Here is a 15,948-nt window from a genome sequence, read left to right on the forward strand (position 1 = left end):
ATGTGGAGCCAACTGGTAACGATCTGGCGGGTCTTTGTGCACCTGTTTGACAAGAAAGACACGGTCCAGTATCCGGAACAAAAGCCCTATCTGGCGCCGCGTTATCGTGGGCGCATCGTACTGACCCGGGATCCGGACGGAGATGAGCGCTGCGTGGCCTGCAATCTGTGCGCTGTGGCCTGCCCGGTAGATTGCATCGCCCTGCAAAAGACCGAAGACGAGGATGGTCGCTGGCGGCCGGCCTTTTTCCGCATCAACTTCTCCCGCTGCATCATGTGCGGCCTGTGCGAAGAGGCCTGTCCCACCTACGCCATACAACTAACGCCGGACGTGGAAATGTGTGAGTACGAGCGTAAGAACCTGGTGTATGAAAAAGAACACTTGACCATCGACGGGCAGGGTAAATATCCGGGTTACAGCTTTTATCGCAAGGCGGGCATCGCTATCAAGGGCAAGGCCAAAGGCGAAGCCGACCAGGAAAAGCCACCGGTGGATGTGAGGAGCCTGTTGCCATGATAGTCCAGGGCCTGTTTTACACCGCCGCCCTGGTGGCACTGCTGGCCAGCTTGCTGGTGGTGACCAGCAAACATGCGGTGCACGCTATTTTGTATCTGGTGGTCAGCCTGCTGGCCCTGTCCCTGTGCTTCTACCTGCTGGGGGCGCCCTTTGCTGCGGCCCTGCAGATTATCGTCTACGCCGGCGCCATCCTGGTGCTGTTCGTCTTTGCCGTGATGCTGTTCAACATCAGCCAGGAGGACGTCAGGCGGGAAGACCAGTGGCTGGATTGGAAAGCCTGGGTGGGGCCCACCCTCCTGGTGCTGTTATTACTGGCGGAATGGGTCCTTTTTATTGAGCTGGCGGCTAATCCCTCAGGTTCAGAGGTGGTGCTGGTAGACGCCAGGGCCGTGGGCGCCAGGCTGTTCGGACCCTACCTACTGGCGGTGGAAATTGCGTCTTTCCTGCTGCTGGCCGGCTTGGTGGGCGGCTACCACCTGGCCAAGAAACTGCCGGAGGAGAGCCAATGACGGTACCACTCGAACACGGATTGCTGCTCGTGGTGCTGCTCTGGTGCATCGGACTGCTGGGGCTGCTGACCCGCAGGAACACCCTGTTTATGCTGATGTCGCTGGAGATCATGCTCAATGCCGGGGCTTTGGCTTTTATCCTGGCCGGCAGCATCTGGCAGCAGGCCGACGGTCAGGTCATCTATATCCTGATCCTGGCCATCGCCGCAGCGGAAGTGGGTATCGGCCTGGCATTGCTGATCAGGTTGCGCCAGCATAGTCGTGATCTGGACATCGATCGCCTCAGTGAGCTCAAAGGGTAGACTATGCTGGACTGGCTTTATTTTATCCCCCTGCTGCCGCTGCTTTCCGCCCTGCTGCTGATACTGCTGCATGGGCGCCTGCCTCTGATGGGCGTCGTGCTGATGGGCGTGGGCTCCATGACCCTGGCTGCCCTGTTGACCGCCTTGGTGGGCTGGCAGTTCTATCAACTGGGCGGAGCACCTGTCCAGCAGGACCTGTTTAACTGGCTGCCGCTAGATCAGGCCCCGGTCAATATCAGCCTGTACCTGGACAGATTGTCCATGCTGATGATGGCCGTGGTCACCGGCGTGGGTTGGTTGATTCACTGGTATGCTGCCGCCTATATGGCCAGGGACAAGGATGTGCAACGCTTTTTCGTGTATATGAACCTGTTTGTGTTTGCCATGCTGATGCTGGTGCTGGGAGACAACCTGGTGCTGCTGTATCTGGGCTGGGAAGGGGTTGGTCTGTGCAGTTTCCTGTTGATTGGCTTCTGGCAGCAGGAGCCTGACAATGTGAAGGCGGCTAAAAAAGCCTTTGTCGTTACCAGAGTGGGCGACACCGCTTTGATGATCGGGCTGCTGATGCTGTTTGCCGAGTTTGGCAGTCTATCCATCCAGGCTATCCTGCAGGGACAGATTGCAGACGCCAGCGACAGCCTCTGGTGGATAGGTTTGTTGCTGCTCGGCGGCGCGGTGGGTAAGTCGGCCCAACTACCGCTGCAGACCTGGCTGCCGGATGCTATGGCCGGTCCCACACCGGTCAGCGCACTGATCCACGCAGCTACCATGGTCACTGCCGGCGTCTACCTGATTGCCCGGCTGCACCCGCTGTTTGAGCCCCAGATCCTGTCCCTTGTTGCCTGGACAGGTGCCCTGACCCTGGTGCTGGCCGGACTGGCGGCTCTGGCCCAGACCGATATCAAGCGGGTGCTGGCCTATTCCACCATGAGCCAGATCGGATACATGTTCCTGGGACTGGGAGCCATGGCCTATGACAGCGCTATTTTCCACCTGATGACCCATGCCTTCTTCAAAGCCCTGCTATTCCTGACTGCCGGTAGCATTATCCTCAAACTGCACCATGAGCAGGACATTCGCAGAATGGGCGGATTGTTCAGGAGTCTGCCGCTGACCAGCAGCTTCCTGCTGATTGGGCTGCTGGCATTAGTTGGTGTACCGGGTAGTGCCGGCTTCTTCTCCAAGGAAGCCATCCTGGCCGCCACCTGGGAGGCCCAGACCGCAGGCCCCACTCTGTGGGCGGTGGCTCTGTTCGGGGTGTTGCTGACCAGCCTGTACAGTTTTCGCCTGTTCTTTATGGTCTGTTTTGGCAAGCCGGGGCATACCCACAGGCCTGACGAATTCCCGGCGACCAGCGTTTTTGTGTTGCCGCTGTGGCCGCTGGTTTTACTGTCGCTGGCCGGAGGCTGGATAGCGCTGGACTTTGGCGGCGTGTTTGCCTCAGGCCCGGCGCAACACCTGGCCTGGTATCTGGAGTGGCTGCCCGTAGGCGTTGCCCTGCTGGGACTGCTGCTGGCCTGGTGGTGGTATTTTCCAGGAACTTCCGAGAAAGCCAGACAGAGCGCCTTATCCCAATGGCTGCAGGGCGGCCTGGGGTTTGACTGGTTGTACGACAAGGCGCTGGTAAAACCCCTGGGTTGTCTCGTCGGATTGAACAAGGCCGACATGCTGGATAGTCCTTATCGCTTTATTGCCTGGTTGAATCTGTCCATCAATCAGTTGCTGACATTGACCCAAAGCGGGCGTGTGCGCTGGTATCTTTATGGAACGCTTGCCGGCAGCTTCCTGATGCTGGGAGGATTGTTATGGTGGCGCTGAGTGGTTTGATCTGGGCGCCGCTGTTGCTGGGGCTGTTAAGCTGGCTTGCGGAGCACCGCCAGCGTGGCGCCGGCAACTGGGTGAGTCTGGCCGGTTTGCTGTTGCTGTTGCTGCTTAGCCTCTATCTTGCCGCAATGGGTGAAAGTGCACTGAGCCTGAGCTGGTTTGCCCGCTTCAACATCCATTTTGCGCTGTTATACGATGGATTGGCACAACTGATGGTGGTGATGACCATCTTGCTGGCAATACTGGCGTTGGCGGTTTCCTGGCAGGAGATCGATAGGCGTCAGGGTTTTTTCCACTTCAGTTTGATGTTCAGTGTGGCGGGCATCAACGGGGTCTTCCTGGCCGCCGATTTGTTTCTGTTTTTCCTGTGCTGGGAGGTGATGCTGCTGCCCATGACGGCGCTGATCCTGATCTGGGGCCATGAAAACCGGCGCTATGCGGCCATCAAGTTTTTTATCTTCACCCAGGTCAGTGGTCTGCTGATGCTGATTGCCATTATCGCCCTGGCCCTGTTCCACCAGCAGATTGAGGGCACCCTGAGTTTCAGCCTTGCCGAATTGCAGCATCTGGACCTGCCGGGTGAGAGTCAGTTCTGGCTGATGCTGGGCTTTTTCGTCGCTTTTGCGGTCAAACTGCCCACGGTGCCTTTGCATACCTGGCTTCCGGACGCCCACACCCAGGCGCCCACTGCCGGCAGCGTGCTGTTGGCAGGCATCCTTTTGAAGACCGGCGCTTATGGGCTTATCCGTATCCTGCTGCCGCTCTTTCCTGAAGCCGCCATGAACTTTGCACCTGTGGCGGTGACACTGGGAGTGATCAGTATTCTTTACGGGGCGCTGATGGCCTTCAGCCAGACGGATTTCAAGCGCCTGGTGGCCTACTCCAGTATCAGCCATATGGGTTTTATCCTCCTTGCCCTGTTCAGTTGGCAGGCTATTGCGCTCCAAGGAGCAATCCTGACCATAGTCGCCCATGGCATCAGCAGCGCGGCGCTCTTCTGCATGGCAGGCATGTTGCAGCACCGGCTGCATAGTCGTGAACTGGGCAATATGGGCGGGCTCTGGACCAGTGCGCCACGCATGGCGACCATGACCCTGGTGTTTGTCATGGCCGGTATCGGTCTGCCTGGACTGGCCAACTTCAACGGTGAGTTGTTGTCGCTGCTGGGCAGTTTCGCCGTTTATCCGGCCCATGCCATGGTAGCGGCTCTGGGTATCATAGGCTCAGCACTTTACGGACTGCAGCTGTTTCAGCGGGCCTTCCAGGGGCCACCCGGCAAAGAAGTACAGGATCTGCAGGGACGGGAGTTGGGGTTCTGCGCCGTGATGGTGCTGGCGCTGGTGTATTTCGGGTTGCAGCCCCATCTTCTGCTGGAAGTCAGTGCGGCCAGTCTCGACAAGCTGGTTGCGCTGGCCAGTTTCAGTGAGGTGCGTCCATGAGCCTGAATGAACTCTGGCTGCTATCCCCCGTTCTGCTGCTGAGCGCCGGGATCCTGGTACTGATGCTGCAAACGTCCTGGCAGCGCCATGCTGCACTGGCCAGGGGCCTGACTCTGCTGATCCTGCTGCTCACACTGGCAGCCCATCTATACTGGTATCCCAGTCAGGCTCAGACCCTGACCCTGCTGTTTGAACATGAGCCAGTGGGTGCATTTTTCACCCTGATGTTGTTGCTGGCCGGTTTGTCGGTGGCCTTTTTGCAGGGACCCTACAGCGGCGGACAGAGCCGGGAGGTCAGCGAAGAATTCTATTTGCTGCTGCTGTTATCCACCCTGGGCGCCATGCTGCTGGTGATGGCCCGCCATGTGGCTGGGGTGTTGATATCCATTGAACTGATGAGCCTGTCAATGCTGGCGATGCTGGCTTACAACCGCCAACGGCGTGATTCCCTGGAAGGGGCCATCAAGTATCTGCTGCTCTCCGGCGCCGCGACCAGTCTGATGTTGCTGGGTTTTGGCATCCTGTATGCTGTGACGGGCAAACTGTTGCTGACAGAAATGCTGGCAGTGAGTCCAGGCTTGCTGGGTAAGGCGGGGATGGTGCTGGTGGTGGCGGCGCTGGCCTTTAAGCTCTCGCTGGTGCCCCTGCATTTCTGGACGCCGGATGTCTATCAGGGGGCGCCGCTGAACTCCACCCTCCTGCTGACCACCCTGTCCAAGGCGGCTGTGTTTGCCCTGCTGATCAAACTGATGCTGATGATCCCTGAAGGTTTTGCGCAGGATCTGATCCGCATGCTGAGCTGGATGGCCATCGCCAGCATGTTGCTGGGGAACTGGCTGGCACTGCAACAAAGCAATCTGAAGCGGCTGATGGCCTATTCTGCCATAGCCCATATGGGTTACGTGCTGGTGGCGGCGGTCATTGCCATGGATCTGGACCATCGTCTGGTGCTTGAAGCCGCTGCGTATTACCTGCTGGCGTACCTGATCGCGTCCATCCTGATCTTCAGTGTGCTGGCCAACCTGTCCAGGCTGGATGCCGATCAGGATGTGGACCGGATAGAGCAAATCCGCGGCCTGTTCTGGCAACATCCCTGGCTGGCGGTGATCCTGGCCCTGGCGTTTCTGTCACTGGCCGGTATGCCCGTTACTGTGGGCTTTATCGGCAAGTTCTATCTGCTGACCCTGGCAGTGAAGCTGTCAGCCTGGTGGCTGTTGTCGGCCATGCTGATAGGCAGTGCGGTGGGACTCTATTACTACCTGCGGGTAATCTTCTCCCTTTTCGCCGAACCGGATCAACAGCGTCACAGCACGCCGGCCTTCTATCTTAGTAAGCTATGGCTGGGGCTGATTGCCGGCAGTCTGCTGGTATTGGGTCTGCTACCCGGTCTGCTGGGTGACCATCTCGGCAGACTTTTGTTATTGGGTTGAACCATCCCTGTGGGAAAAGCCGGCGAATTTGACCTTTTCTGTGCGCTTTACCCGGTTACCCTTTGCTTCTGCTAATCCATATGTTTTCATCGGCCGTATCTGCAATGATCATTGCCAAGGGAGTCATACATGCAATATTCCAAACTGGGCCGCAGTGGTCTGAATGTTTCCAGGGTTTGTCTGGGCACCATGACCTGGGGAAGACAGAACAATCAGCAGGATGCCGATCAGCAACTGGACTATGCCTTGTCGCAGGGCATCAATTTTATCGACACGGCAGAAATGTATGCGGTGCCGCCGGACAAGGACACTTACGGCACCACTGAGCGCATTATCGGCAACTGGTTGTCACGTCATTCAGAAAAACGGCAGCAGATAGTGCTGGCCACCAAGATCGCCGGCGGCGGCCTGGCGCATATCCGGAACGGGGCGGAGATTTCGGGTGAGACTGTTCTCCAGGCGGTGGATGCCTCCTTAAAACGTCTGCAGACGGACTATATCGATCTCTATCAGTTGCACTGGCCCCAACGCACCAGCCCCCATTTTGGCAAACAATGGCCGAACAGAATCCGGTTCACAGACGTGGATACTCAGGCCCACTCAAACCAGATGCTGGAAATCCTCCAGGCCCTGGATGATTGCGTTAAAGCCGGCAAGATTCGGTATTGCGGTTTGTCGGATGACACCACCTGGGGTATGGCTGAGTATCTGCGCCTGAGTGAAAAACACGGTCTGCCGGAAATGGTCTCTATCCAGAACGAATTCAGCCTGCTGCACACTAAGGACTGGCCTTATCTGATTGAACACTGTGTGCGTTCCGATATGGCCTACCTGCCCTGGTCGCCGCTGGGGGGAGGCATGCTGTCCGGTAAATATCTGGAAGGCCAGCGTCCGCAAGGCTCGCGCTGGACCTTACTCCAGCGAAATGGCCTGTTCCGTGATACACAAGCGGCTCAGGCTGCGGTCAGGGAGTATATGTCGCTGGCCGGTGACTTTGGTCTGACCGCGGCACAACTGGCGCTGGCCTGGTGTGATCAGGTGGACGGGGTGACCTCCACTATTATCGGCGCCACCAGTATGGGTCAGCTGGAAGAGGATATCGCGGCTTTTAAGCGCCCCCTGACGGGCGAACAGCTGGACGCGGTGGGGCAGATCATGCATCGCTACCCCATGCCCTTCTGATTATTCCGGCTGTCCCACCGTCGTGGGATCTTCGGCTCCGGGTCCGGGGGGCAGGGGCTGGACCATGGCGGTGGGACGTTTAACAATATCTTCCAGATCGGTCAGACGCAGGCCCAGTTCCTGCAGACTCTGGCGGCTCTCCCTCAGGCCTGCCCGGATCTCATCCAGTTGGCTGCTGAGTTTGGGTTGCTCGGCCGACAGGGCTTGCAGACTGCTTTGCATCCTGTCCTGGCCGGCTTGCAGTTTACTGAACTGTTCTTCGATGGCCGTCAGGCGGGTCGCCGCCAGGCTGATATCTGACTCCAGTAACCGGGCCTTCTGACTGGTGTCCTGCTGGCCCTTGCTCAGTTTATCTACCGTGGTGGCAAGGCTCTGGATTTCCGACTGATTCTTGCGCCAGGCCGAGGCCCACAGCTTGTCCATCTGTTCCCACAACTCGTCGGTTTTTTCCGTTACAGCCTTGAGTTTGGCCTGCAGGGCGACGGTTGACTCGCCCATCTCCTCACCCGTTGCGGAGAGCTTGTTTTCCAGCTCCTGGATACGATCCTGTGCCTCGACCAGTGAACTCTGCTGCAAACGGGTCTGCTGGAACAACCAACCGCTGGCCGCCAGTGCACCCAGAGCCAGCAACAGGGTAAAGATGACCAGGCCCTTATTGCCGCCTTTGGCACTCGTCTGCTTGGGTGCCGGTTCTTTATCTGTGACGGTCTGCTTAGGCTGTTTGCTGCGTTTATGCAGATAGGCTTCACGATCTTCCTGGTCCAACTGGATGGTTGGCATATCGTCTGGTTTGGACATGGATCCTCTCTGGCGGTCAGTCTGTCTGTTAACTTCACATAATACCAAGTTTCACACAACTCGCCCCCAATAAAAAACCCCGCGCCTTTCGGCAACGGGGTTTTATTCAGGCACAAAGCTTCAGCAAGAATTATTTCTTGGCAGCGGCCTTTCTTGCCTTGGCTTCTTCAATGACTTTCTCTGACACGTTCTGCGGACATGGCAGATAGTGTGAGAACTCCATGGAGAACTGGCCACGGCCGGATGTCATAGTACGCAGGGTTCCGATATAACCGAACATCTCGGCCAGGGGAACATCGGCTTTAACCCGTACACCAGTCACACCGGCTTCCTGATCTTTGATCATGCCGCGGCGACGGTTCAGGTCACCGATGACGTCACCAACGTGATCATCTGGGGTGAATACGTCCACTTTCATGATTGGCTCAAGCAGTTGCGGGGCAGCCTTAGGAATGGACTGACGGAAAGCGCCTTTTGCGGCGATTTCAAACGCAATGGCCGAGGAGTCAACGGCGTGGAATGAACCGTCAAACAGTTCCACTTCCAGATCCAGTACCGGATAACCGGCCAGGGTGCCTTCGTCCAGCATGCTCTTGAAGCCCTTGTCGATAGCGGGCCAGAATTCCTTGGGTACGTTACCGCCCACAACGGTGGAGGTAAACTTGTAACCCGTGCCTGGCTCGCCTGGGCGGATGCGGTAGTCAATCTTACCAAACTGACCGGAACCACCAGACTGCTTCTTGTGCGTGTAAGAATCTTCAACGGCCTTGGTGATGGTTTCACGGTAGGCCACCTGGGGCTTACCGACAATGAGTTCCACACCGAAGGTACGCTTGAGGATATCGACCTTGATATCCAGGTGCAGTTCGCCCATGCCTTTGAGGATGGTTTCACCGGAGTCTTCGTCTGTTTCAACGATAAAGGTCGGATCTTCTGCGATCATCTTGGACAAGGCGTTACCCAGCTTCTCAGAGGCACCTTTATCTTTAGGCGCAACGGCGATGGAGATCACCGGCTGAGGGAAGATCATGGGTTCCAGCGTACAAGGATGGTTCGGATCACACAGGGTGTGACCGGTCTTGACATTTTTCATACCGACGAAGGCCAGGATATCGCCCGCCTGACAGCCGGTCAGTTCGTTACGATCATTGGCGTGCATTTCCACCATACGACCGATACGTTCAGTCTTGCCTGTGGCCGAGTTAAGGATGGTATCACCCTTGTTCAGCTTGCCGGAGTAGACACGGACGAAGGTCAGGGCGCCGAAACGGTCGTCCATGATCTTAAACGCCAGGGCGCGGAAAGGCTCATCGGTAGAGACCTTGGCCGTTTCGCCGGTAGGCTCGCCCGTTTCCGGATCTGTCATGTCCTGAGGCAGCACTTCGGTTGGATTCGGCAGGTAATCAATTACCGCGTCCAGGATCAGTTGCATACCCTTGTTCTTGAAAGCAGAACCACAGTAAGTGGGGAAGAAGGCCAGATCACGGGTACCCTTACGGATACAACGCTTCAGATCTTCGATGGAAGGCTCTTCGCCGTCCATGTAAGCCATCATCAGGTCGTCATCCTGCTCTACAGCGGTTTCAACCAGCTTCTCATAGTATGAGTTGACCTTGTCCACCATCTCGGCAGGCACGTCTTTCACTTCATAGTTTTCCGGCAGGCCGGAGTCGTCCCATACATAGGCTTTCTTGGTCAGTACGTCGACCACACCGACGAATTGGTCCTCGATACCGATAGGCAGGGTCATCACCAGCGGGGTGGCGCCCAGTACGCGCTTGACCTGCTCGACGACGCGATAGAAATCGGCACCCATACGGTCCAGCTTGTTCACGAAGATCAGACGGGATACTTCGGAATCGTTGGCATAGCGCCAGTTGGTTTCTGACTGGGGCTCTACACCGCCCGAACCGCAGAATACACCGATACCGCCGTCCAGCACTTTCAGTGAACGATATACTTCAACGGTGAAGTCAACGTGTCCGGGGGTGTCGATGATGTTGAAACGGTGATCTTTCCAGAAGCAAGTGGTTGCTGCTGACTGGATAGTAATACCGCGCTCGGCTTCCTGTTCCATGAAGTCCATGGTGGACTCACCGTCATGCACTTCACCCAGTTTATGGATCTTGCCGGTGAGTTTCAGAATACGTTCAGTAGTGGTAGTTTTACCCGCGTCAACGTGGGCGAAAATACCGATATTTCGATAATGGGATAAATCTGCCATGGTTTCCTTCACAAGTTTGGGAAAAAAAATCGCGCGCAAGTATACAGGAATTCACCATTAAATACCGCCCCAAACAAAAATATTGTGCAAATTTTGTCTTATTGGGTGGTCTGGGCTGTATTGGCGCTGGATACAGTGACTGGCTGGAAGGCTATTCGGCCCCACCGAGGGTATCGATGCTGCAGCCTCCCTGTCTTTGTGTGCAGAGAGTATAGTAAGTGAACGGGAAACGCATGTGAATCTTTGTCGATCCCCGTTAAAACAACAAATGCTCTTCCAAATATATGGAAGGACTCAGGCTTTGATTGGCATCACCCGGTTTCTGCCCAGCGTCTTGGCCTGGTAAAGCTGTTTGTCGGCCTGTTCCAGCAGATCGCTCTGACGCATGCCATTTTTGAATTCAGCCACGCCAAACGAAGCGGTAATGCCCTTGAGAATCTTGCCGGTACGCCGGTCAGACACCGTCATCTTTTCAATGGTTCGACGCATCACATCGGCCTTATGGATGGCTTGACCAAGCTGACTTCCCTGCATCAACACGGCAAATTCCTCACCGCCGAAACGAAAGGCCATTGCGTTGTCACGACAGCTGTCCTGCAGCTTTTTGGCCACAGACTTGAGCACCCGGTCGCCCATCTGATGGCCGTACTCATCATTGATGGATTTGAAATGATCGATATCTACCATGATCAGACAAGTTCCTTTGTCGGCTTGCATCACCCTGAATTCATCTTCCAGATAGCGGCGATTATGCAGACCCGTCAGGGCATCGTATAAGGCGTCCTGCTGGCTGGCTTTTAGCTGGGCGCGTAATTCGGCTATTTCCTTCTCGGCCGTGACCAAGGCGGCACTGAAGTCCAGGGTGCTGGTGCGGATATGCTGGGTTTCGCGCACCAATGAGCGAACCAGCTCCATCACTTCCTCCACAGACCAGCCTTCTCTTTCTACCTTGTCCAGGTCAGACAGGCGGCTGTCGATGGCCTGTTTGAAACTTTGTGTATCGTCCCGGGTGTCCTTAAGAGACTGGGATAGGTCTACCAGCATGGCTTCCAGTGACTGCCTGAGTTGCCAGGCATCCACTTCCTGATCGTCGGCCAGATGCAGGCGATAAAGCTCCTTGGCTCTGGCGGGGGAAATGGGTTGGTCGTCCGCCACCAGTCGATCCAGTTGCTGGTTCAATTGCTCAGACTGGTTACTGGCATAGGTATACCAGAGCGCATAGTTGGTGGGGATAGCCGAAATATGATGCTTGATCAGCAGGGGAATGGTCTGCTTAAGAACTTGAAATGATCTTTCCAATTCATCTGACATCTTGTGACCTGCATGGGACTCGATCAACCGTTGGGCAATTATGGCCTCTATGTGTCGCCTTGTCTTTAGCCGTTAGGGGTTGATTCCGAACTTTATCCCGACTCCGTCACCTTTCGGTCACCTCTTTCATTCTCCGTTTACATAGCTTGCCTGCTCTTACCAATAAGAGGAAGTGTCAGTGAAAAGCGGTTTATCTCTCGTTACGTACTTTTTTTTGCTTCCTTCAGCCTGTGCCATACAAATCGATGGCAAGCTGGATGAAACAGCCTGGCAGCATGCCACAGTGTATAAGGACTTTGTCCAGACCATGCCCAATACCGGCAAGCCGCCGGCGGTGCGGACCCGGGCAATGTTACTGACCGACGAAGAGGGGATCTACGTCGGTATCATCAATCAGCAAGAGGAACGTTCGCGGCGTTACAGCAGTCATGATCAGTACACCAGCGCTGACTTCAATATTGTCTACCTGGATTTCGACGGCAGCGGTAACACCGCCTACGAGTTTGTTGCCACCCTGGGTGGCGGCACCATGGACGGTACCTACACCAGGGGCAATGAGTCGAACCGGGACTGGGATGGCTTATGGACTGTCGCCGTCAGTGAAGACGAGAAAGCCTGGTACAGTGAGTATTTTATTCCCTGGTCGGTGGCGACCTTTCGGTCCTCTGGCGTTGCCGAAACAAACAATATGGCGGTGTCGTTCATGCGTTATAACATCGCTGCCCAGGAGATTTACTTCTTCCCCGATACCAGTCGAGTATTGAACACTTTTACCTATGATTTTCAGCCCTTCGATGCGCAGGTCAGCCAACCTGGCAACTGGTCGGCCACCCCTTACTTCTCCGGAAAGTGGCAGGTGGAGGATGGGGTGACGGACCATCAGCTTGGTCTTGACCTGGTTTATAAACCTAATTCAGCCCATCAGTTCCTGGCGACCTTAAACCCTGATTTTGGCCAGGTGGAGTCAGATGAGCTGGTGGTGAACTACACCAGCATTGAAACCCTGCGCAGTGACAAACGGCCATTTTTTGCCGAGAACCAAAGCTTGTTTGATGTCCGTGGGCCGGACAATCTGAAGCTGTTTCATACTCGTCGCATTGGCGGAACTTCATCAGATGGAGTGGGGGTACAGGAAATCTCCGTGGCCGCCAAAAGCATTCACTCTCTGTCATTTGCGGATGTGGGTTTGTTTTATGCGCGTGAAAAACACATGCCGCAATCTGCCGGGGCAACATTTCTGGCCGGACGCTGGTTGCACAGCGCTCAGGACTGGTCTCTGGGGCAGCTCACCACCTTTGTGGACAGCCCACAAACCTCACGCAAAGCGGCAATGAGCAACCTGGATTTCAACTACCGTATATCGGAACAGACAAGCCTTTTTGGTAACATTCTGGCCTCCCGGGTCGAAGAACAAAGTGAAGACACCACAGGCACTGCCGCCACCCTGAGTGCGGCCTTCAGGCCTGCCAGGAATTGGAATAACCTGTTCGAATTCAGCTATTTTTCCGACAAGCTGGAGTTAAAGGATCTGGGGTATTTACCGCGAAACAATCTTCTGCGGGCCAGATATACCGGGGAACATAGCCTGGTGGACTTTCCTTCTGACTCGACTTTTCGCCGCATCTATCTGCAAGGTATCGCGGAGCACTCACAGAATACCGACGGGGATAAGCTTCCTTCTGTACACAGCGCGGTGGTAAGAATGGATTTAAAGAGTCGCTATGCCTGGGTAGGTATTGCCGAACGCCGCAGCTCGGGTATCGACGACTTGATTGCCCGGGGATATGGCAAGGTAGGGATACCTGCCCAGCATTGGTTTAAAGTGCAAGTGCTGTCACCGACCTCCGGCGCATTTTCCTACGATCTTGCCGGCATCTTTTATCAGGAGGGGCTGGATGACTGGGCGCGAAGAGCAGATATCAATACTAAGTGGTTTGTCACCGACAATGTCAGGGTGGAGCTAAATTTCCAGCACATTCACAGCGATGACTGGCTGATAGGGCGGGGGGCAGGAGCCGTCAACCGTTACAGTCGGACGCTGCAGAAGTGGGGGCTGAACCTGAATAGCCGTTTGTCCACAAACTCGGATATCAGTTGGAAGATGGAATGGTACGGACTAAAGGCGGCGGCCCGGGAAGGCTATCAGGTGTCAGACGTTGAGCTGATTCCACAGGCTGCTCGCCCAGAGGACATCGTTCGCTCGGCCTTGTCCATGCAGATCAGATATCGATACCGACTGGCACCCTTGTCGGACCTGTATGTGGTCTATGCCAGAAGCGGTGCTGAAGAGGGGGAGGACTTAAATGTCGGCCGTACCGAACTGATTGAACGGACCTGGCGGGAGCCCCAGGAGAACTATCTGTTGCTCAAGTTGAATTACAGGTTCTAATTCTTGTGGTAAACGCGCCCTCTGTCCCGCGTTTAATGCGCGGGGTACAGCCCCACGATGTTGGCTTCATTTGTGGTAACAGTGGTCAACACCAGTTGGTCTTTTCCCGTCACTTTGAATTGCGCGTAAACTCTGTCTGCGGCCTGCTGATAAAGCTGTTGGGCAAGTCCATCCTCTATCCGGTAGAAAACCAACTGTCGGTTATTTTTATCCAGCTCTGCGGTGTAAAGCTGTTGCCCATGGACCTGCCAGGTCCTCAGCTTCCCGGCATCAGACTGATAGACGAGCCGGTCGGCAAGCTCTGGTGAGTCACCTGTATAAATCCTGTCCTGGCCGGTCGGCCGGACAAACCACTGGTTGGTTTCGCGTATAAAGGCGGCTTGCGCAATGCCTGCGGCCAGCATGCTGGGTCTGCCGCCAAGCAGAGAGCGTTGCAGCAGTTCAGCGCTGTCCTTATCTGCAGCGATATAGAATATCTGATCCGTATCCAGCCACCCCAGGGAACTGAGTTGTCTGTCACTGCTGAACAGGTGCAATGTCTGCCCCTTTATTACGTCAATGACAAACAATGACTGGCTGGCATTGACAAGTACGAATGCGTCATCCGGTGACCAGACCAGGTCGTAAATGAACTGTCCCGGTTCAAACTGACTCAGTTGGCGCGGGTTGCCATTGCCATCGCTCAGCCAGATTTGCGCCGTCCCTGAACGTTTCGAGGCAAAGGCCAATTGGTTTGACTGGTGTGAGAGCATACCCAGATAATCCGGTGTCGATGAGTTAACCGCCATAGGGGAGATGGCCTTATCCCAAAGTGCCAGGTTGCGGTTTACATAGTGACTGGTTACGGCCAACGCCTGGCTGTTACCTATAGGGACCACTTGCTCCAGGTAGCCGAACTCTGCCGAGCTGACCACAGTCTGTCTGCCTTCCAGGAACTGTCGGATAACATGCTGAGACGGGTGCTCACTGACATGTAAGAGTGAATCCCCTTGCACATGCCAGCGAAACGCAGAAAGAGGGTAGGTAAGGGATATCTCCTTTATCAGTTGTCCACTGCCCAGGCTCTTAATTTTGATCTGAGAATGTCCCCTGCTATCGACATACAACAAGGCGATGCGATCGCCCTGTGCGCTGATATCAAACCAGTTCAGGGAGTTCTCTATGCCAACCTGGGGCATGGGATCGGGAATAAGCGTCGCCAGGGACTGCCGAAACAACTGATTGTCGTGAACAAAGTAAAATCCCTCTCCCTTCGTTTGCCAGAGAACGGGCAGCATTGGTGCCGTGCACTGGGGCCAGGTTCTTTGGGCCATTTGTGGCGAACCGGGACGTTCCAGTAGCAGAATTTCGCAACTCTGGGGCGCGGCAATCAACAGACTGTCCGCCTTGGGTGACCATTGCGGAAAGGACGCATCCGCGGCAAGTTCCCTTACCGCAATGGGACCACTGTCCCGGTTCACCATCAACTGGTTGGTTTGTGCAGTCCTATGAACAAAGGCAAACTCATGACCATTCATCGAAAAAGACGGATTAATTTCCAGGCCTTGCAGGCTCGTAAGCAGCTTTGACTGGTAAAGAAGTGGAGGGGAAGGTTTTACGAAGAACCAGGCCAGTAACAATAAACCAGCGGCGCAAATCAAAATGACTGATAGACGAACCGCTGGCGGTGAACCCGGCCTGCTGGCGTCAGTTTGGCGAACAGGTGTTACCTGTGCAATCAGTCTGTACCCGCGCTTAGGAATGGTTTTGATAAAGGTGGGGGAACGGGAATCATCCCCCAAGACCTGGCGTAATCTGGTGATCGCCTTACTGATGGTGTTGTCTTCGACAACCATGCCGGACCAGAGCGCCTCGGCGAGTTGATCCCGGGTGATAATCTGATCCGGGTGGGCGACCAGATAGCTCAACAGGGCCATCAATTGTGCTTCCAGCTGTATCTTCTGTCCGTCCGGCGCCAGAGCGAGTTCAGACTGCAACGGAAACACGTACCAGTCATTAAGTCTATATGCCTGACTCACGCCGCT

At 55.5% G+C, this 15,948-nt stretch carries 12 protein-coding genes; 8 read left to right on the top strand and 4 right to left on the bottom strand.

Translation table 11 applies throughout. The features are described 5' to 3' along the window. The 7 genes from nuoI to J0A66_RS01895 all read left to right on the top strand — a co-directional run bounded on the left by nuoI (nt 1) and on the right by J0A66_RS01895 (nt 7,202). Entirely contained in the window at nt 1–516 is a 516-nt protein-coding gene (gene nuoI, locus J0A66_RS01865) for an NADH-quinone oxidoreductase subunit NuoI (RefSeq protein WP_206572063.1), read from the top strand. Continuing rightward, nucleotides 513–1,025 (top strand): NADH-quinone oxidoreductase subunit J, encoded by a 513-nt coding sequence (gene nuoJ, locus J0A66_RS01870; RefSeq protein WP_206572064.1) that lies wholly within the window; start codon nt 513–515, stop codon nt 1,023–1,025. Before nuoI ends, nuoJ begins: the two co-directional genes overlap by 4 nt. Beyond that, nucleotides 1,022–1,327 carry an NADH-quinone oxidoreductase subunit NuoK gene (gene nuoK / locus J0A66_RS01875; RefSeq protein WP_206572065.1) on the top strand — a complete coding sequence of 102 codons (306 nt, stop codon included), beginning with the start codon at nt 1,022–1,024 and terminating at the stop codon, nt 1,325–1,327. Before nuoJ ends, nuoK begins: the two co-directional genes overlap by 4 nt. A 3-nt stretch (nt 1,328–1,330) precedes the next feature. Beyond that, a complete protein-coding gene (gene nuoL, locus J0A66_RS01880; protein WP_241263946.1) occupies nt 1,331–3,145 on the top strand; it encodes an NADH-quinone oxidoreductase subunit L in 1,815 nt (604 codons plus the stop codon). After that, nucleotides 3,133–4,590, top strand: a complete 1,458-nt coding sequence (locus J0A66_RS01885) for a complex I subunit 4 family protein (protein WP_206572066.1) — start codon at nt 3,133–3,135, stop codon at nt 4,588–4,590. The genes nuoL and J0A66_RS01885 overlap by 13 nt, the downstream gene beginning before the upstream one ends. Beyond that, the gene (locus J0A66_RS01890) at nt 4,587–6,020 is read left to right on the top strand and encodes an NADH-quinone oxidoreductase subunit N (RefSeq protein ID WP_206572067.1); all 1,434 of its coding nucleotides are present in this window, start codon (nt 4,587–4,589) and stop codon (nt 6,018–6,020) included. Before J0A66_RS01885 ends, J0A66_RS01890 begins: the two co-directional genes overlap by 4 nt. Before the next feature lie 129 nt (nt 6,021–6,149). Next, nucleotides 6,150–7,202: an aldo/keto reductase gene (locus J0A66_RS01895; protein ID WP_206572068.1), complete on the top strand. Its 1,053-nt coding sequence runs from the start codon at nt 6,150–6,152 to the stop codon at nt 7,200–7,202. On the opposite strand, the gene J0A66_RS01900 is transcribed toward J0A66_RS01895, so the two are convergent. The 3 genes from J0A66_RS01900 to J0A66_RS01910 form a co-directional block, all read right to left on the bottom strand. Then, entirely contained in the window at nt 7,203–8,000 is a 798-nt protein-coding gene (locus J0A66_RS01900; protein ID WP_206572069.1) for a hypothetical protein, read from the bottom strand. It abuts the gene before it with no gap. Between the two features lie 130 nt (nt 8,001–8,130). After that, on the bottom strand, nt 8,131–10,224 hold the full coding sequence (gene fusA, locus J0A66_RS01905; protein ID WP_206572070.1) for an elongation factor G: 2,094 nt from the start codon (nt 10,222–10,224) through the stop codon (nt 8,131–8,133). A gap of 294 nt (nt 10,225–10,518) precedes the next feature. Beyond that, entirely contained in the window at nt 10,519–11,535 is a 1,017-nt protein-coding gene (locus tag J0A66_RS01910; RefSeq protein WP_206572071.1) for a GGDEF domain-containing protein, read from the bottom strand. Between the two features lie 178 nt (nt 11,536–11,713). Here J0A66_RS01910 and J0A66_RS01915 point away from each other — a divergent pair, with 178 nt between their 5' ends. After that, the gene (locus J0A66_RS01915) at nt 11,714–13,924 is read left to right on the top strand and encodes a DUF5916 domain-containing protein (RefSeq protein ID WP_206572072.1); all 2,211 of its coding nucleotides are present in this window, start codon (nt 11,714–11,716) and stop codon (nt 13,922–13,924) included. A gap of 32 nt (nt 13,925–13,956) precedes the next feature. Here J0A66_RS01915 and J0A66_RS01920 read toward each other — a convergent pair whose 3' ends face one another. After that, nucleotides 13,957–15,942, bottom strand: coding sequence for a winged helix-turn-helix domain-containing protein (locus J0A66_RS01920; RefSeq protein ID WP_206572073.1), 1,986 nt, complete (start codon nt 15,940–15,942; stop codon nt 13,957–13,959). Nucleotides 15,943–15,948: the final 6 nt, after the last annotated feature.

It is taken from the genome of Bowmanella dokdonensis (genome assembly GCF_017254865.1).
GTDB classification, from domain to species: domain Bacteria; phylum Pseudomonadota; class Gammaproteobacteria; order Enterobacterales; family Alteromonadaceae; genus Bowmanella; species Bowmanella dokdonensis.